This window comes from Pseudomonas leptonychotis (genome assembly GCF_004920405.1).
Lineage (GTDB): Bacteria > Pseudomonadota > Gammaproteobacteria > Pseudomonadales > Pseudomonadaceae > Aquipseudomonas > Aquipseudomonas leptonychotis.
Map to the genome: position 1 here is coordinate 299087 of NZ_RFLV01000003.1, position 17645 is coordinate 316731.

General features: G+C 61.1%; 15 protein-coding genes. 6 read left to right on the forward strand and 9 right to left on the reverse strand.

Going from position 1 to position 17645, the window contains the following annotated elements; all coding sequences use genetic code 11:
• Position 1: 1 nt before the first annotated feature.
• The 7 genes from D8779_RS15720 to mreB form a co-directional block, all read right to left on the reverse strand.
• Entirely contained in the window at positions 2–850 is an 849-nt protein-coding gene (locus D8779_RS15720; protein ID WP_136665432.1) for a carbon-nitrogen hydrolase family protein, read from the reverse strand.
• Positions 851–936: 86 nt separating this feature from the next.
• Entirely contained in the window at positions 937–4770 is a 3834-nt protein-coding gene (locus D8779_RS15725; RefSeq protein ID WP_136665433.1) for a YhdP family protein, read from the reverse strand.
• Between the two features lie 31 nt (positions 4771–4801).
• Positions 4802–6259: a ribonuclease G gene (gene rng / locus D8779_RS15730; protein WP_136665434.1), complete on the reverse strand. Its 1458-nt coding sequence runs from the start codon at positions 6257–6259 to the stop codon at positions 4802–4804.
• A 61-nt stretch (positions 6260–6320) separates the two neighbouring features.
• Positions 6321–6941 (reverse strand): Maf family protein, encoded by a 621-nt coding sequence (locus D8779_RS15735; RefSeq protein WP_136665435.1) that lies wholly within the window; start codon positions 6939–6941, stop codon positions 6321–6323.
• A 45-nt stretch (positions 6942–6986) separates the two neighbouring features.
• A complete protein-coding gene (gene mreD / locus D8779_RS15740; RefSeq protein WP_136665436.1) occupies positions 6987–7472 on the reverse strand; it encodes a rod shape-determining protein MreD in 486 nt (161 codons plus the stop codon).
• Entirely contained in the window at positions 7472–8386 is a 915-nt protein-coding gene (gene mreC, locus D8779_RS15745) for a rod shape-determining protein MreC (RefSeq protein ID WP_240789749.1), read from the reverse strand. Before mreC ends, mreD begins: the two co-directional genes overlap by 1 nt.
• Positions 8387–8559: 173 nt before the next feature.
• Positions 8560–9597, reverse strand: a complete 1038-nt coding sequence (mreB, locus tag D8779_RS15750) for a rod shape-determining protein MreB (RefSeq protein ID WP_136665438.1) — start codon at positions 9595–9597, stop codon at positions 8560–8562.
• Positions 9598–9838: 241 nt separating this feature from the next.
• Between mreB and gatC the strand changes: the two genes are divergently transcribed.
• The 6 genes from gatC (at position 9839) to D8779_RS15780 (ending at position 15164) form a co-directional block, all read left to right on the forward strand.
• On the forward strand, positions 9839–10126 hold the full coding sequence (gene gatC / locus D8779_RS15755) for an Asp-tRNA(Asn)/Glu-tRNA(Gln) amidotransferase subunit GatC (protein WP_136665439.1): 288 nt from the start codon (positions 9839–9841) through the stop codon (positions 10124–10126).
• Positions 10127–10141: 15 nt separating this feature from the next.
• Positions 10142–11593: an Asp-tRNA(Asn)/Glu-tRNA(Gln) amidotransferase subunit GatA gene (gene gatA / locus D8779_RS15760; RefSeq protein WP_136665440.1), complete on the forward strand. Its 1452-nt coding sequence runs from the start codon at positions 10142–10144 to the stop codon at positions 11591–11593.
• An 11-nt stretch (positions 11594–11604) separates the two neighbouring features.
• Positions 11605–13053: an Asp-tRNA(Asn)/Glu-tRNA(Gln) amidotransferase subunit GatB gene (gene gatB, locus D8779_RS15765; protein ID WP_136665441.1), complete on the forward strand. Its 1449-nt coding sequence runs from the start codon at positions 11605–11607 to the stop codon at positions 13051–13053.
• A gap of 147 nt (positions 13054–13200) precedes the next feature.
• Entirely contained in the window at positions 13201–13572 is a 372-nt protein-coding gene (locus D8779_RS15770) for a septal ring lytic transglycosylase RlpA family protein (protein WP_136665442.1), read from the forward strand.
• A 101-nt stretch (positions 13573–13673) separates the two neighbouring features.
• Entirely contained in the window at positions 13674–14771 is a 1098-nt protein-coding gene (locus D8779_RS15775) for a calcium/sodium antiporter (protein WP_136665443.1), read from the forward strand.
• Between the two features lie 3 nt (positions 14772–14774).
• On the forward strand, positions 14775–15164 hold the full coding sequence (locus D8779_RS15780) for a carboxymuconolactone decarboxylase family protein (protein WP_136665444.1): 390 nt from the start codon (positions 14775–14777) through the stop codon (positions 15162–15164).
• 58 nt (positions 15165–15222) lie between these two features.
• Here the strand turns inward: D8779_RS15780 and D8779_RS15785 are convergent, their stop codons facing one another.
• Together D8779_RS15785 and D8779_RS15790 are read right to left on the reverse strand one after the other, a co-directional pair.
• On the reverse strand, positions 15223–15999 hold the full coding sequence (locus tag D8779_RS15785; protein ID WP_136665445.1) for a YfaP family protein: 777 nt from the start codon (positions 15997–15999) through the stop codon (positions 15223–15225).
• 5 nt (positions 16000–16004) lie between these two features.
• Positions 16005–17642, reverse strand: a complete 1638-nt coding sequence (locus D8779_RS15790; RefSeq protein WP_136665446.1) for a DUF2300 domain-containing protein — start codon at positions 17640–17642, stop codon at positions 16005–16007.
• Positions 17643–17645: the final 3 nt, after the last annotated feature.

Below are 17645 nucleotides of genomic sequence, written 5' to 3' on the forward strand. Positions count from 1 at the left end.
GCTACTCCAAACCTGGCAGCCGCGGTTCGGCCGCTGCAAAAAATCGTTTATGTCGCATCACCGGCATGCGTTGACGAATCGCCGCCTGCTCGACGGCATCGCGTTCGGCCAGCAGCACGCCCGGCCCGTGCGGCAACTCTGCGAGTACACGCCCCCAGGGGTCGATGAGCGCCGAATGACCAAAGGTTTCGCGCCCGCCGGGATGCGTGCCACCCTGCCCGGCTGCCAGCACGTAGCACTGCGTCTCGATTGCCCGCGCACGGGTCAGTACCTGCCAGTGGGCCGCCCCGGTGACAGCCGTAAACGCCGCTGGCACGCTGATCAATTCCGCACCTGCCGCACGCAGGGCGCTATAGAGTTCGGCAAAGCGCAAGTCGTAACAGACCGTCAGCCCCAGACGCCCCACCGGGGTATCCGCCACCACCACCTGACTGCCGAACGCGTAGTCATCGGACTCGCGGTAACGCCCCTGGCTGTCACTGACATCCACATCAAACAGGTGCAGCTTGTCATAGCGCGCCACCCGCTGACCGCACTCATCGATCAGCAAAGAGCAGGCGTGCGCCTTGGCCTCGGGTTCACCGTCCGGAGGCAGGGGCAATGTGCCGGCGACGATCCACAACTTTAAGTCGCGGGCTGCCTGTCGCAGCCAGGGCAAGATAGGCCCTTCGCCCAGCGCCTCGCTACGCCCTAATGCGGCGAGATCACGCCGCCCCATGGCCGCGAAGTTCTCAGGCAAGACAGCCAGCCGCGCGCCTTGCGCAGCAGCCTGCTCAAGCAACTGCCGAGCTTGCGCCAGATTGGCCAGGACATCGTCCTGGCTGACCATTTGAACAACTGCGAGGCTCATGTCTGCCTTATCTCAATGCCAATACCAAGCTTGAGCTTACAAGCCATAGCGGCAGACTGCACGGCTGCCTATCAATCGCTGGGGGTTTACTGCGGTTTTTCGAAGGGCTTATCGAAACTGATATCCGGACTTTTCAAAGGCCCTGTGACGTCGTACTGCACACTGGCAAACCGCGCAACGCGGTCACCCAACAGCTTATCGGCAATGAACAGCGCCCCACCAATAGCTGGCGCACCGACAATAAGCGCCGCCAACGGCAGGTTGTTAGTCACCGGCAGAGTCACCAACAATTTGGCATCGATGCGGTCTGTGGTCATATCCAGCGTGCCATTCAACTCAAGGTTGCTCGACGGCCCTTCCAGAGCGATTGGCTCACGGGTTACGAACACGCCGCTCTTGGCTTCCAGTAGACCCTTGACCCGGTCATAGCTCAGGCCTTTGCCCAATAGATCGGAGAAGTCCAGGCGCAAGCGTCGGCCAATCGAATTGAAATTCAGCAGACCGAAGACCCTAAGCGCCGAAGCAGGCCCTTCAACTTCCGAGAACTGCCCTTTACGCAGAGAAGCATCCAGCGAGCCGCTAAAGCGCTTCAGGCCGAACCAGGCCGGCGAACCAGGCCAGTCACCGTCCACATCCAGATGAAAGCTTCGGCTGCTGGCCGTGGGCGCAAAACCCCAGGCAATCAACACATCGGCCAGGTCTGCACCACCCAACCGGCCTTTGTAGGCCGTACGCACACCGTTGGCCGTGTGCTGCCAAGAGGCCTGCCCAGCAATCTTGAGTCCTTTAAGGTTGAGGTCCAACTCACTGAAGCGCACACCTGCGCTTACCGGGCGCGCCTTGAGTGACCAGCTACCCAGGGGCTCGACGCCTTGAAAAACCTCGCTGATACGCACATCCAGCGCCGGGAAACTGCTCGGATCAACGGCCGCCAACGCATCTGGCGCGTCCACCACAGGCTCAACCGCAGCCTTGGGCGCGGCTGCGGGCAAACGCAGGTAGTCGAGCGCCAGTGCAATCGGCGCCTGGCCGCCATCCGGCACCCCAACCTGGCCTTTCAGCTGCGGACTGTCGAGGCTCACCATCCACGTCGCAGCCTCGCGCGTAACACCCACGGCCAACGTATCGAGGCTGATACCAAAACCGTTAAAACGGCCAATGTGCAATTGCGCATCTTTGAACAAACGCTGCGCATCATTGACTGGCACGCTGGCATAAGGTTGTAACACCTGTTGCCAGGCCGACCAATCCAGCTCGGCGACTCGCCCACGCACCCGTAAACCTTGACCCGCTGGCAGGTTTGCCGGGCCGTCGGCTAAACGAATTTCACCACGGCCCTGGTTAAATTGACCCGGACTCGCTGCAAACGTCAGGCTCAGCAACTGCGCATAATCCAGCCAGTAACGCTGCTCGCGACCGCCCAGGCTCATGCGCCACTGTGTTGCACGCTCCTCGTCCACTGTCTTGCCGAATGGTGCTGGAAGAGTAATCGCCGCCCCCTTGAGGGTGGAGCTCACACGCAGCTGACTGTCGGCGCCGTCCAGAGTGAGGTTCAGGCGATAAGGCAGGTTGCCACTGACCGGCAGCGGCTGAGTAACACCCAACCAAGTGCTCAGTTCCTTGACAGCAATCTGCCCGCTGGCTTCGATACGGCTGCGCGCCTTACCACGACTGCCCTCAGCCAACGCCTTGGCACGCACCGCATGGCCAAGCACCTGGGCGCGAATATCCGGGGCACTTAGACCGCTCGCGGTGTTGTAACGAAAAGCCCCCTGTAACTGACTGAATTGCAACGCCGGGTTAGTCAGGCTGAGCTGCGCGCCTTGCGTGGCAAAGTCCACCACCACTTCAGGCGCCAGCCCCTTGCGCAGCGGCAAGTCGAGTTTGAGCTTGCCGGTCAGCGCACCTTCACCACTCCAACCGGCAAAGGTTTCTGCCGTGCCGATCGGGGCTTTTTGCAAAATATGCAGGGCATCCTTGACGCTGCTGCTCAGCTCGCTGGTTAGCAGCAAGCGCGGCGGCTTGCCAGGTAATGAGGTCGCGATCAGCGCTTGGGCGTTGCGCACCTGGCTATCGAGCAAACGCCCCTCAGCCAGTTCGACGCGCACGCCGCTGTCCTCGATAAATACTTGCCCACGCCCCTCACGCAGCGCGGGCCAGCCGGGCTGAAAGGCGAGTTCAGCGTCATGTACGGCGAAGAACAGGCTGATGCTGCGTGCGGCATTCTCGGCGCCCTTGTTCAGCGAGCCCTGGTACTGGAAATAGCCTTCATCTACCGCACCGCCTCGAATGGCAGTCTTCAACCACGCATCCAGCTCATGGCTCAAGCCCGGTGAGCGGCTGGGCAGGTATTTTTCGGTGTAGCGTGCATCGCCGTTACGCAGGCCCACACGAAGGTCCATGTAGTCCTCTTCGCTTGGGTCGATGCGCAAACGAATCAGGAAATCACCGGCAGCGGGGCCTTCGTCACCCACCACCTGCAGATACGGGCTGCGCAAGGTAAACGCCTGCTCATCAATCTGCCAGGTCAGCAGGGCGTTGGCGGTTTTGTAGTGCCAGGGATTGGGGAACAGGGTGTCAAAGTGCAGGGAAAAATCTTCGCTATCGACGCGCAGTTCACCCTGCCCCAAATCACCACCGATGCTGCCACTGACATTCTCCGCCGCCGGCGAGCCGTGCCACGCCGCAAAACCAACACGTTCTAGGTTGGCCGAGAACTGTAAGCGCTTGCTGTCAGTTAGCTGTGGTCGCAAGTCGAGCTGAATATTGCGCAGCGCGCCGTGCGGATCCAGCTGCTCCAACAGCGCCAAGGCGTTATCCGGCAGTGGCGCAAGCGCCGCCACCAGCGGTTGCAACGGCGCCAGATCGAGGCGGTCGATGCCGAGCAACCATTGCTCCTGCACTTCGGCGCTCTCGGCCTGCTGGGTCAGTGCCAGGCTCACCTCACCCCAGCGCTTGTCATCGCGACTGAACGCCAGATCATCCAGTAACAGCTTGAAACCCGACTCCGTACGGGTGAAATAGGCATTTAGGGCCACATTGTTCAGTGCTATTGATTTGCGCTTGGCATAACCGGCCTTGAGCTGGGGCACATGCAAACGGCTGACAGCGCGCTGTACACCGCCCTTGGCCCAGCTCAGCCAGACCTCTCCACCGAGCTGCAGCTGCTCAAGCCGCCACTGCGCCAGTAGGCTCGCCGGCACCCAGGCCGCCCAATCACTTTGCGGCAGGCTCAGGTACACATCGGCTTCCGCCTTCTGCCAGTGTTCTGCACGCAAACGTGTGCGCACTTGCAGGGCGAGTGGCTGGCCATCCGGTAGCAGCACACGACCATCCAGGCGCTGTCGAGCACTGCCATTGCGCACGGTGAGGTTGACGTAGGTCAAGGTACGCACCGGCTGATTGAAGGCCTGCACGGTCACCTGGCTATTGAGCAGCGACAGCCGCTTAACCGCCTGTGACTGGGCCAACACCTGAGCCAGATCAAAGGGCGCGGGCTCGCTGCGCGGGGGCAAGCCCTTGAGCGACCAATTACCGTCTTCACTTTGCGCCACCACCAGCTGCACGCCGTCGAGCTCTAACCGGGCAATTCGAACTTGGCGCGCTAACAGGCTGGCCAGCACATCGGGCACCACCCGCACCTGGTCCAGCTGCAGCGCCGCGCCACCCTCGCCAATCGCCACGTCATGGGCCGTGAACACCGGAGAAAAGCCCTGCCACAGGCCTTCCAATGCACCGATTTTCACCGGCATCGCCAACGCCTCACGCGCTTTGTCTTCGGCCTCCAGGCGGTATTCGGCCACCAAAGGCACCAACTCGCGGCCGAGGCTGACATACAGGGCCGCCAGCACCAGTGCCAAGGCGCAAAAACCCAGTGCGCCACGCAGCAGCAGGGCAAAACCGCGCGCAAAGACCTGCATTCAGTTCACACTCGGGCGGTATGTACGCATGTCAGAGCAACACCACATCGTATTGCTCCTGGGAGTACATGGTCTCAACTTGGAACTTGATGGTGCGACCGATAAATGCCTCAAGATCGGCGACATTGCCGGACTCTTCATCGAGCAAGCGATCAACCACCTTCTGGTTAGCCAACACCCGATAGCCTTCCGGCTGATAGGCCCGCGCCTCGCGCAGAATTTCGCGAAAGATCTCGTAGCAGGTGGTTTCCGGGGTTTTCAGCTTGCCGCGGCCCTGGCAGCAACTGCACGGCTCACACAGCACCTGCTCGAGGCTTTCACGGGTGCGTTTGCGGGTCATCTGCACCAAGCCCAGCTCGGTGATGCCGATGATATTGGTCTTGGCATGATCGCGTTCCAGCTGTTTCTCCAGGGTGCGCAGCACCTGGCGCTGGTGTTCCTCATCTTCCATATCGATGAAGTCGATGATGATGATCCCGCCTAGATTGCGCAGGCGCAGCTGGCGGGCAATCGCCGTGGCGGCTTCCAGGTTGGTTTTGAAGATGGTCTCTTCCAGCGTGCGGTGGCCCACAAAGGCACCGGTGTTCACGTCGATGGTGCTCATCGCCTCGGCCGGGTCGATGATCAGGTAGCCACCCGATTTAAGTGGCACCTTACGCTCCAGCGCCTTCTGGATTTCATCCTCGACCCCGTAGAGGTCGAAAATCGGCCGTTCTCCAGGGTAATGCTCGAGACGATCAGCGATTTCAGGCATTAGCTCAGCAACGAACTGAGTAATTTTCTGGAAGGTTTCACGCGAGTCGACACGAATCTTCTCGATCTTCGGGCTCACCAGGTCACGCAGGGTGCGCAGGGCCAGGCTGAGGTCTTCGTAAATCACCAGCGGCGTCGAGCCGACCTTCATCTGCGTGGCGATTTGCTCCCACAGGCGACGCAGGTAGCGGATGTCCGCCAGAATTTCATCGGCACCCGCGCCATCGGCGGCGGTGCGCAAGATAAAACCGCCGGCTTCTTCAATACCTTCGGCGGCCACGCAATCGGTCACCACTTGCTTGAGGCGTTCGCGCTCAGCCTCATCCTCAATCTTCAGCGAGATGCCGACGTGCGCTGTGCGTGGCATGTAAACCAGGTACCGCGACGGAATGGACAGCTGCGTGGTCAGGCGGGCGCCCTTGCTGCCAATCGGGTCCTTGGTCACCTGCACGACCAGGCTCTGGCCTTCGTGCACCAGCGCGCTGATGCTCTCCACTGCAGAGCCTTCGCGGCTGGAAATTTCCGCCGCATGAATAAACGCGGCACGTTCCAAGCCGATGTTGATAAAGGCCGCCTGCATGCCCGGCAGCACACGCACCACTTTGCCTTTATAGATATTGCCGACGATGCCACGCTTCTGCGTGCGCTCAACGTGTACTTCCTGCAACACGCCGTTTTCCACCACCGCCACGCGCGATTCCATCGGCGTGATGTTGATCAGGATCTCTTCACTCATGCGCTCATCTCTTCTGAGATAAAGCTGAAAGCCCGGAATCAGCGCCGATAAAGGCGGTCATTCACCCGCGACCCGCAACCTCTTGACTGTGATCTGGCAACGACTGCCAGCACGGAATAGCAAATTCTGCGAGCAACGCAGCAGTCTCACATAACGGCAAACCCACCACCGCCGAATAACTGCCGTGCAACTGACTGACGAACACCGCCGCCAGACCTTGAATACCGTAACACCCAGCCTTGTCCTGCGGCTCGCCGCTAGCCCAATAGGCCTCAATTTCAGCCAGGCTCAGCGCGCGGAACGTTACTTGGCTTGTGACCACCCGTGAAGCGACCCGTTCGCGACTCACTAGCGCTACGGCCGTCAGCACTTGATGGCTGCGTCCAGACAGCGCACTGAGGGTCGCCAACGCCTCATCACGATCGGCGGGCTTACCGAGAATGCGCCCGTCGAGCACCACGGCCGTATCAGCACCGAGCACAACAGCGTCCTGAGAGTCGATCAATTCCGCCAGTCCAGCCTGCCCCTTGGCAAGCGCCAGACGCTCTACATAGGCGACTGGCGACTCGTCTGGCAATGCACTTTCATCAATTGGGGCGATTAGTGTGCGAAAGGGCACGGCAATTTGCGTCAGCAGCTCACGGCGACGCGGCGATCCGGAAGCGAGATAAAGGGTGGCCATGCTGACTTCTCCCTGTCGGATAAACGCAAGGCCAAGATGCCTTGCTTAGTTGACGCCCAGACGTTGATGCAGCCCACGCAAAAGGGTGCAAACCCAAGGCCAGAGCAAGGCGCTAACCAGCGCCGGCAACACGAACGCCAAGGTTGGCGGACGACTGCCGGTCAGGGCATTCAGCCACAGCTGTACCAACTGAGCCAGACCAAACACCACCAGCAAGACCATGCTCTGTTGCCACATCGGGAACATGCGCAGGCGCTGATGCAGGGTCAGCACCAGGAAGGTAATCAGCGTCAGGATTAGCGCATTCTGGCCAAGTAAGGTGCCATTGAGCACATCCGCCAACAGGCCGACGCCCCAAGCTGTGGTCATGCCCACACGGTGCGGCAATGCCAGCACCCAGTAAGTCAGAAACAGCGCCAGCCACAGCGGCCGACCCAGCTCCATGAATTTAGGCATGCTCGATACGCTCAGCAGAAACGCCAGCGCAAAGGTCAGCCAGACAACCCAGGTATTGCTTGAACGCGCGGCCATTATTGCGCTGCCTCCGGTGGATTGGCGGGCGCTACTGGCGCATCAACGGCAGGCTGCGCCTGCTGCAAAATTTCACGGTCCAGCGCTTCCTGGGCTTGCGCCGACTCGGTAGCGCGCTGCTCTGGCGTGCGTGGATCAGTAAACACCAGCAGCATGTAGCGGCTACGGTTGAGCATTGCAGTGGGCATCGCCCGCACAATCGCGAAGGGCTGGCCGGAGTCATGAATCACTTCAGTGACCATGGCCACCGGGTAACCCGCTGGAAAACGCTGACCTAAGCCGGAGCTGACCAGCAGGTCGCCTTCTTTGATGTCGGCCGTATCGGCAACGTGGCGCAGCTCCAGACGCTCCGGATTACCGGTGCCGCTGGCGATGGCACGCAAACCATTGCGATTGACCTGCACCGGAATGCTGTGGGTGGTGTCCGTCAGCAGCAACACCCGCGAGGTATAAGGCATCACCTCGACCACTTGGCCCATCAAGCCGCGCGCATCCAACACCGGCTGCCCCAACACCACGCCGTCCTTCTCGCCTTTATCGATCAGAATGCGGTGAGTAAACGGGTTGGGATCGATGCCGATCAGCTCGGTGGCCAGCACCTCATCATCAACCAAGGCCGCCGAATTGAGCAGCTCACGCAGGCGCACGTTCTGTTCGGTCAGCGCCGCCAGCTTCTGTAAGCGGCGCTGCATCATCAATTGCTCAGCCTTGAGCTTCTCATTCTCAGCGGCCAATTCATTGCGTGTGCTCAGCTCCTGCGTAGCCCCCTCCCACAGCCGCACCGGCAATCGACCAGCCCAGTAAACCGGCTCAACAATCAAGCCCAACTGCGCACGCAACGGCTGTAACAGCGTGAAACGAGCATCGACCACCATCAGCGCAGCCGACAGCACAGTGAACACCAACAGGCGCACACCCAGCGAAGGTCCTTTGGCAAATAGCGGTTTGATCGGCAGCTCCTCACGGCATCAGCCAGCAAAACAAAAGCTGCAAGCGGGGTAAGACCCGGTTGCAGCTTAGGCTCAATAGGAAAGTGCGGCACCTACATTGCGCCAGCCGGACAACCGGCTGGCCTGCAACTGACGCGTTACTCCGAGGACAGCAGGTCCATGGTGTGACGGTCCATCATTTCCAGCGCCTTACCACCACCGCGTGCAACGCAGGTGAGCGGATCTTCGGCAACGATAACCGGCAGGCCGGTTTCCTGCGACAGCAGTTTGTCCAGGTCACGCAGCAATGCGCCGCCACCGGTCAACACCAAGCCACGCTCGGCGATGTCGGAAGCCAGCTCAGGCGGCGATTGCTCCAGCGCGCTTTTAACCGCTTGCACGATGGTCGCCAGGGACTCTTGCAGCGCTTCCAGCACTTCGTTGGAGTTCAGGGTGAAGCTACGCGGTACGCCTTCAGCCAGGTTACGGCCACGCACGTCCACTTCACGTACTTCGCCACCCGGATAAGCGGTGCCGATTTCTTGCTTGATGCGCTCAGCTGTGGACTCACCGATCAGCGAGCCATAGTTGCGACGCACGTAGGTGATGATGGCTTCGTCGAAACGGTCGCCGCCGACACGTACGGATTCGGCATACACCACACCGTTCAGCGAGATCAGCGCGATTTCAGTGGTACCGCCGCCGATATCGACAACCATCGAACCGCGGGCTTCCTCAACCGGCAAGCCGGCACCGATGGCCGCTGCCATTGGCTCTTCGATCAGGAACACTTCGCGGGCACCGGCACCGAGAGCCGACTCACGAATAGCGCGGCGCTCGACCTGGGTTGATTTGCATGGCACACAGATCAACACACGCGGCGATGGCTGCAGGAAGCTGTTTTCGTGAACCTTGTTAATAAAGTACTGCAGCATCTTTTCGCAGACGCTGAAGTCGGCGATCACGCCATCTTTCATCGGTCGGATAGCCGCGATATTGCCGGGGGTGCGACCGAGCATGCGCTTGGCTTCGGTGCCGACCGCTACCACGCTCTTCTGGTTGCCGTGGGTGCGGATAGCCACGACAGACGGCTCGTTCAGGACGATGCCGCGCTCGCGGACATAAATCAGGGTATTGGCAGTGCCCAGGTCAATCGACAGATCGCTGGAAAACATGCCACGCAGTTTTTTGAACATGGGATAAGGACCCTAGGCAACGCGTGGGTAAAAAAGTGCGGCAAACTCTAACAACGGCAGGGATTTTGAGCAAGGCGCCAATATGTTAGATTGCCGGTTTTTACGGGCTTTACGGCCCATCATCGCGGCCTATGACCGCCATTCATCACTATCTGTTCCCTGCGCACCTGTGCATGGTAACCCGTTCACATTTCCAAAAGTGGCCAGCAACTGCGCCACTTTCATATTTAGGGAGAAACCTGTGGCGCTTGAACGCTCCGACGTGGAGAAGATCGCTCATCTGGCTCGACTGGGCCTGAACGAAGCCGATATTCCGGGTACCACCGAGACCCTCAATAATATCCTCGGCCTGATTGACCAGATGCAGGCCGTCAACACCGACGGCATCGAGCCGCTCGCGCACCCGCTGGAAGCCACTCAGCGCCTGCGCGCCGACCAGGTCACCGAACGCAACCAGCGCGAGGCTTACCAAGCCATTGCTCCTGCCGTGGAAAACGGCCTGTACCTGGTTCCGCAAGTCATCGAGTAAGGGAAACGCCTAGCCATGCATCAACTGACTCTGGCCGAGATCGCCCGCGGACTCGCCGACAAGCAATTTTCATCTGAAGAGCTGACCCGCAACCTGTTGGCGCGTATCGCCCAACTCGACCCGCAGCTCAACAGCTTTATTACGGTTACCGAAGAACTGGCGCTGAACCAAGCCAAGGCCGCCGACGCCCGCCGTGCAGCAGGCGAAAACGGCGCGCTCCTCGGCGCACCGATTGGCCACAAGGACCTGTTCTGCACCCAAGACGTGCTGACCAGCTGCGCCTCGAAGATCCTCAGCGGCTTCAAAGCCCCGTATAACGCCACCGTGGTCGACAAACTCGCCAGCGCTGGCACGGTGGCCCTGGGCAAGCTGAACATGGATGAATTCGCCATGGGCTCGGCCAACGAGTCCAGCCACTACGGCGCGGTGAAAAACCCCTGGGACCTAAGCCGCGTTCCGGGCGGCTCCAGTGGCGGCTCAGCCGCAGCCGTTGCGGCGCGCCTGTTGCCCGCTGCGACCGGCACCGACACCGGCGGCTCGATTCGCCAGCCGGCGGCGCTGACCAACCTCACCGGGATCAAGCCGACCTACGGCCGCGTCTCGCGCTGGGGCATGATTGCCTACGCCTCCAGCCTCGACCAAGGCGGCCCATTGGCGCGCAACGCTGAAGACTGCGCCCTGATGCTGCAGGCCATGGCCGGTTTCGACGCCAAGGACAGCACCAGCGTTGACCAACCAGTCGACGATTACCTGGCAGCACTCAACCAACCGCTGAGCGGCCTACGTATCGGTCTGCCTAAGGAATACTTTGGCACCGGCCTCGATGCGCGCATCGGTGAAAAAGTCATGGCAGTCGTCGAAGAGCTGAAAAAGCTCGGCGCCACGGTTAAAGAGATCAGCCTGCCGAATATGCAGCACGCGATTCCCGCCTACTACGTGATCGCCCCGGCCGAAGCCAGCAGCAACCTGTCGCGTTTCGACGGCGTGCGCTTCGGCTATCGCTGCGAGAACCCGGTGAACCTGGAAGACCTGTACAAGCGCTCGCGCGGCGAGGGCTTCGGTGCGGAAGTGAAGCGGCGCATCATGGTCGGCACCTACGCGCTGTCCGCCGGCTACTACGACGCTTACTACCTGAAGGCACAGAAGATCCGGCGCCTGATCAAGAATGATTTTGTCGCCGCCTTCAACGACGTCGACGTGATCCTCGGCCCAACCACGCCAAACCTGGCCTGGAAGCTCGGCGAGAAAAACAACGACCCGGTCGCCGCTTACCTGGAAGACATCTACACCATCACCGCCAACCTCGCCGGTATCCCCGGTCTGTCGATGCCTGCGGGCTTCATCGATGGCTTGCCGGTCGGTGTGCAACTGCTCGCTCCTTACTTCCAGGAAGGCCGCCTGCTCAACGTCGCTCACCAGTACCAACAGGTCACTGGCTGGCACACCCAAGCTCCGGCTGGATTCTGAGGACGACACGCATGCAATGGGAAACCGTAATCGGGCTGGAAATCCACGCCCAGCTCAGCACTCAATCGAAGATTTTCTCTGCCAGCGCCATCGCCTTTGGCGCCGAGCCCAACACCCAGGCCAGCCTGGTTGACCTCGGCATGCCGGGCACCCTGCCGGTGCTTAACGCCGAAGCGGTGCGCATGGCCTGCAAGTTCGGCTTAGCCATTGACGCCGAAATCGCGCCAAGCAACATCTTCGCCCGTAAAAACTACTTCTACCCAGACCTGCCCAAGGGCTACCAAACCAGCCAGATGGATCACCCCATCGTCGGCAAGGGTTTCTTGGACATCACCCTGGAAGACGGCACGCAGAAGCGCATCGGCATCACCCGCGCGCACCTCGAAGAAGACGCCGGTAAAAGCCTGCACGAAGACTTCCACGGCATGAGCGGCATCGACCTCAACCGCGCTGGCACGCCGCTGCTGGAGATCGTCTCCGAGCCGGACATCCGCTCGGCAAAAGAAGCCGTGGCCTACGTCAAAGCCATGCACGCGCTGGTGCGCTACCTCGGTATCTGCGACGGCAACATGGCCGAAGGCTCACTGCGCTGCGACTGCAACGTCTCGGTGCGCCCGGTTGGCCAAACCGAATTCGGCACACGCGCCGAGATCAAGAACGTCAACTCGTTCCGTTTTATCGAAAAAGCCATCAACCATGAAGTGCAACGGCAGATCGAGCTGATCGAAGACGGCGGCAAGGTGGTGCAGGAAACCCGCCTGTACGATCCGAACAAAGACCAAACCCGCTCCATGCGCAGCAAGGAAGAAGCCAACGACTACCGTTACTTCCCCTGCCCGGACCTGCTGCCGGTGGTGATCGAGCAAAGCTTCCTCGACGAAATTCGCGCCACCTTGCCGGAGCTGCCGGTCGAGAAGCGCGCGCGCTTTGAAGCCGAGTTCGGCCTCAGCACCTACGACGCCCACGTACTGGCCGCCAGCCGTGAACTGGCCGACTACTTCGAGGCCGTCAACGGTGTGTGTGGCGATGCCAAGCTGGCCGCCAACTGGGTGATGGGGGAGCTGTCTAGCCTGCTCAACAAGGACAACCTGGAGATCGAACAATCGCCAGTGTCCGCCGAGCAACTGGGCGGCATGATCCTGCGCATCAAGGACAACACCATCAGCGGCAAGATCGCCAAGATGGTCTTTGAAGCCCTGGCCGCCGGCGAAGGTGCAACGGCTGACGAGGTGATCGAGAAGAAGGGCCTCAAACAGGTCACCGACACCAAAGCCATCGAAGCCATGTTGGATGAGGTACTGGCGGCCAACGCCGAGCAAGTCGAACAGTATCGCGCCAGCGACGAAGCCAAGCGCGGCAAGATGTTTGGCTTCTTCGTCGGCCAAGCGATGAAGGCCTCGAAAGGCAAGGCTAACCCCGGGCAGGTCAACGAACTGCTGAAGAAAAAGCTCGAAGGCTAAACCGCAGCGTCAGCCGACGGCAGGCCAAGGATGGCTTGTAATAACAACGCCGGGCTAGCCCGGCGTTGTTTTACTCGTAGGATGGGGCGAGGCGCGGAGCCTGAGCACAGCGATACCCAACAACACGCCAAAACCAGCAGAGGTTCTATGCGCCTGATCTTGATTGCCATCGCCAGCCTGCTACTCAGTGCCTGCGCCAGCCACAGTCAAATCGACCCAAACGGTTATCGCGCCGAGGGTCAGGCGTCCTATTACGGCGCACGCCACCATGGCAATAAAACCGCCAGCGGTGAACGTTTCGACCAGCACGCACTGACTGCCGCGCACCGTAGCCTGCCATTTGGCAGCTTGGTAAAGGTGACCAATCTGCGCAATGACAAGAGCGTGGTGGTGCGCATCAATGATCGCGGCCCCTACGCCAGAAAACGCATCATCGACCTGTCGAAAAAGGCCGCTGAGCAACTGGGCATGCTGCGCGACGGCATAGCGCCGGTGCGCGTGCAGCAACTGACACAATAAACACAGGCGCTTACAAAAGAAGGTGATGGCGCGCAGAGCTGCCCTCTGACGCACCGCAAGCCGATGATTAAACTAACGCCACTTTTCTGGAGCCCCTTGCAATGACCCTGATGACCTTTGTTTACCTGATCGCTGGCCTGGTGCTGCTGGTGGCCGGCGCCGAAGTTCTGGTGCGCGGCGCCGCCAAACTGGCCGCACAGTTCGGCATTCCACCGCTGGTAATCGGCCTCACTGTCGTCGCATTCGGCACCAGCGCACCAGAAACCGCCGTCAGCGTACAAGCCGCCTTCAACAACAGTGGCGACCTGGCCATCGGCAACGTGGTTGGCAGCAACATCGCCAACGTGTTGCTGATTCTCGGCATGACCGCACTGTTCGCCCCCCTGATCGTTTCACGCCAACTGATCCGCCTGGACGTGCCGATCATGATCGGCGCTAGCCTGGTGGTGTATGCCCTGGCCTGGGACGGCAGCCTCAGCCGCCTCGACGGCGCTTTGCTGTTCGCTGGCATCATCAGCTACACCGCCTTTTTGATCATCAGTTCGCGTCGCAGTAAAGACGTTAACGAAGATGATGAGTTCGCCAAGGAGTTCGGCCTCGACGAACCCGCCAAGCCCTACGCTTGGGCGATCAATCTGGGTTTAATTATTGCCGGCCTGGTGCTGCTGGTCAGCGGCTCCAACTTTCTGGTTGAAGGCGCCGTCAGCCTGGCCCGCACCCTGGGCCTGTCGGAACTGGTGATCGGCCTGACCGTGGTCGCCATCGGCACCTCTCTGCCAGAACTGGCCACCTCGATCACAGCCGCCCTTAAAGGCGAGCGCGATATCGCCGTGGGCAACATTGTCGGCAGCAATATCTTCAACCTGCTCTGCGTGCTGGGCCTGGCGTCGATGGTTTCACCGCAGGCCATCAACGTGGCGGCCAATGCCTTAGCGTTCGACTTCCCGGTGATGATCGCCGTGGCTGTAGCCTGCTTGCCGATTTTCTTCAGTGGCTACCGTATCAATCGCTGGGAAGGCCTGTTGTTTCTGGCTTATTACGCAGCCTACACGGTTTATCTGGTGCTGTTCTCCACCGGCAAACCGTTCGCCGAATCCTTCGGTAACGCCATGCTCGGCTACGCCCTGCCGCTAACCGCCGTGACCCTGGTGATCATCGCCGGCCGCGCGTGGCGCAAGCAGCGTAATGAGGCGACCTGAACCATGAACGATAGCCACGAGAAAGGCCTGAAAGCGCGCCGCGAAGTGATGGGCGATGCCTTTGTCGACCGCGCCCTGGGTAACGCCACTGACTTTACCCAGCCGCTGCAGGATTTCGTTAACGAGCACGCCTGGGGCGGCGTCTGGACCCGCGAAGGCCTGGATCGCAGGACCCGCAGCCTGATCACCCTGTCGGCGCTGACCGCACTGAAATGCCCGCAAGAGCTCAAGGGCCATGTGCGCGGCGCGCTGAATAACGGCTGCACGGTGGAGGAGATTCGCGAGACGCTGCTGCATTGCGCGGTGTATGCCGGCGTGCCGGCGACCATCGATGCTTTTCGCGCCGCCCAAGAGGTTATCGAGGCCTGGCAAGCGTCAGCACCTGAGCTCTAACCTGGGAATCACCGGCCCTAGCGGTGCTTATTGATAGGCACCGCTCAGCTGACGGGGATCACGGATAACTGAATTGTTTGACGAGTGTTAGCTCGCCCGCGGCGCGCATCGGCACCAGAAACGACTGCTGTTTCTCGCTTGGCGTGCCTTCCTCACTGATCAGGGTGATCTGCGCCACAGTCAGGCTCGATTCCGGGTTGCCCGCTCCACCGTAGTAATTGACATAGACCAGGTACTGCCCCTTGAGCGGGGTTGGTGAGGCGATCATTTCCGGGCCGAAACCGCTGGTCACATCGACATCCAGCGCCGCCCCGTTAGCCAGTGAACGGTCGCCATACCAAACATGGCCGCCGTCGGGCGTCACCAAGTGCAGATCAAGGTCGGTGTTGTCGCTGTCCCAGGACAGCACCACACGCAATTTGGCCGGCGTCTCGCCGCTGCCCTGGTGGTAAAACTGCACGCGGCGCGCCTGCTGTCCATCCGGGCTACGCACCTCGACATTATTACTGCCGGCCGGGAACACGAATGGACGGTCAAAGCCGCCATCTTCCTGCACCTTGAGCGGCATGCTGATGCCGTTGACGATCAGCCGCGCCGGCGCGCCATCCCCCTTGCTAACGCCATTGATCTGCCCGCGAATACGCGCGGTATCGGCCTGATCTGGCGCACTGTTGACCGAGGACGCCGGATAGTTAACTTCTTGGATAAAGTGCACACCCTCTGCCGAGCCCTGGCGCCAGCCACTACGCGGGGTGTCCAGACGAATTTCGGCCCAGGCAACTATCGGCAATAAAGCCATCAGGCACAGGGCGGTAGAACGCAAACGAAGGGTCATGGGGTCTATTCCAGAAGCAGGTGACGGGCGAGGCGTTCGATGTAGTCCTCGTCCTGGCCATTGGGGTGAGCTTCGAAGGCCAAGTGCAGGTATTCGTGCGTCAGGTCGAGTCGATCCTGCAGCGACAGTAAGCCACGCACGTAGATACGGCGACGCTCACGGTCGATATAAGGATTCCCGGAAAGCAGGCGGCATACGGTGAACTGCGCGGTTTCGCTGTAGCCCGGCTCACCATCGAGGGTCGCACGCCACTGCCTGCGCTGCGCGTGCAACCAGCCCTCGGCAGCATCCAGCGGCTGGCAGGCGGCTACCGGCTTATCCCAGCGGCTGAGGCTGGCGCGCGGAAAAGCACGGGCCAGAATGGTGTCGTAACGCAGCCCCGACTCGGCCTGCTCCACCGCCTGCCTCCACACGAGACGCTCAGGGCCGGGCAAGTCGGCGTGATAGGTCACGGCGCTGCCCGCCAGCACCAGGTCCGCCGTCCACGCGGCGATGGCACGCGCAGTGGCTGAAGCGGGACGGGGAGCGACGCGCTGACTGGCACTGCTATCGCGTATGGCCAGGCACTCGCCACGCCGCTCGGCGTTCTGCAGCAGGTAGCTGCGAATGGTCACCGCCAGGGCCTTGGCGGCCTCTGCAGGGTGCGCAGCAGCCTCGCGATCCAGTACCCGCGCCACATATTCCTCACGGCTCAGGCGTGCGACAAGACGCACCTGGGCACCGTCGCGCAGAAGAAACAACTCACCGGTGCTCTCGATGGGCAAGCGGTTGCCATTGGCAAACTCCACTTCATAGTGCCCACGCAGCTCGCCACTGACTGCAGTGCGGTCTAGCGGGTAAACCTGCCGCAGCGGGTAACGATCAAACAATGCCACCTCCACGCAGGCACCCAACTCCTGTGGCCAAGGGGCCGGCAACGTGCGCCCAAGCACCTCGGCATAGTTGCGCAGAATGCTCTGACTGGTACCGGAGCCACCGACCCACAGCGGCGTGCCATCAACCAACCAGCCGGCAAACCCGCCTTGGCGGGCCTGTGCATCGTCATCGGCCAGCCAACTCCAGGTCTTCACCCGTAGGCGTCCGCCGAGAGCACCAAGCACCGCCGCATCGGGTGCATGCAGCGGCACATCAAGCAACACCCGCCGCGCCTCGGCCTGGGCCGGTAGATTGGCGAGCACCTCAAGCAACTCGCTCACCGCGACTCGGCGCTGCGGCTGTAGACGGTCGAGGTCAAGCAACCAGGTCGGCGCTCGGCGCGCCGCCCAGTAGCGCTGCCACTCGCCAGCCTGTAGTCCTAAACGCACCGGGGTGAAATACAAACCGCACGACTTGACCAAGGCTTGGTCGCGGTCGATGCGCTCGCCGGCCTGGCAGCAATAGACTTCTTCGCGGTCCTGGCCGCTGCAGGTATAGCCAGGATCGTCCTGCTGGTTATCCACCAAATAGGCGTAAACAAACAGTTTCCATAAGCTGCCCAGCGGGGCCTGTAGCTGGCTCGGCAAGCTGCCGCGCGCCAGCACCTGCTCGCGGTCCAACTGCAACAGCTGGTCGCCCTGACTGGTGCGCCACGCCACTTGCAGGGGCGCCTGCCCCGCTTCAGCGAGCAGGGGCAGCCACAGCGCCAGCCAGCAGAGTGCACGCACCGC

Coding starts and splice junctions, on each gene's coding strand:
- D8779_RS15720 (WP_136665432.1), bottom strand. CDS start 850: ATGAGCCTCGCAGTTGTTCAAATGGTCAGCCAGGACGATGTCCTGGCC.
- D8779_RS15725 (WP_136665433.1), bottom strand. CDS start 4,770: ATGCAGGTCTTTGCGCGCGGTTTTGCCCTGCTGCTGCGTGGCGCACTG.
- rng (WP_136665434.1), bottom strand. CDS start 6,259: ATGAGTGAAGAGATCCTGATCAACATCACGCCGATGGAATCGCGCGTG.
- D8779_RS15735 (WP_136665435.1), bottom strand. CDS start 6,941: ATGGCCACCCTTTATCTCGCTTCCGGATCGCCGCGTCGCCGTGAGCTG.
- mreD (WP_136665436.1), bottom strand. CDS start 7,472: ATGGCCGCGCGTTCAAGCAATACCTGGGTTGTCTGGCTGACCTTTGCG.
- mreB (WP_136665438.1), bottom strand. CDS start 9,597: ATGTTCAAAAAACTGCGTGGCATGTTTTCCAGCGATCTGTCGATTGAC.
- gatA (WP_136665440.1), top strand. CDS start 10,142: ATGCATCAACTGACTCTGGCCGAGATCGCCCGCGGACTCGCCGACAAG.
- gatB (WP_136665441.1), top strand. CDS start 11,605: ATGCAATGGGAAACCGTAATCGGGCTGGAAATCCACGCCCAGCTCAGC.
- D8779_RS15770 (WP_136665442.1), top strand. CDS start 13,201: ATGCGCCTGATCTTGATTGCCATCGCCAGCCTGCTACTCAGTGCCTGC.
- D8779_RS15775 (WP_136665443.1), top strand. CDS start 13,674: ATGACCCTGATGACCTTTGTTTACCTGATCGCTGGCCTGGTGCTGCTG.
- D8779_RS15780 (WP_136665444.1), top strand. CDS start 14,775: ATGAACGATAGCCACGAGAAAGGCCTGAAAGCGCGCCGCGAAGTGATG.
- D8779_RS15785 (WP_136665445.1), bottom strand. CDS start 15,999: ATGACCCTTCGTTTGCGTTCTACCGCCCTGTGCCTGATGGCTTTATTG.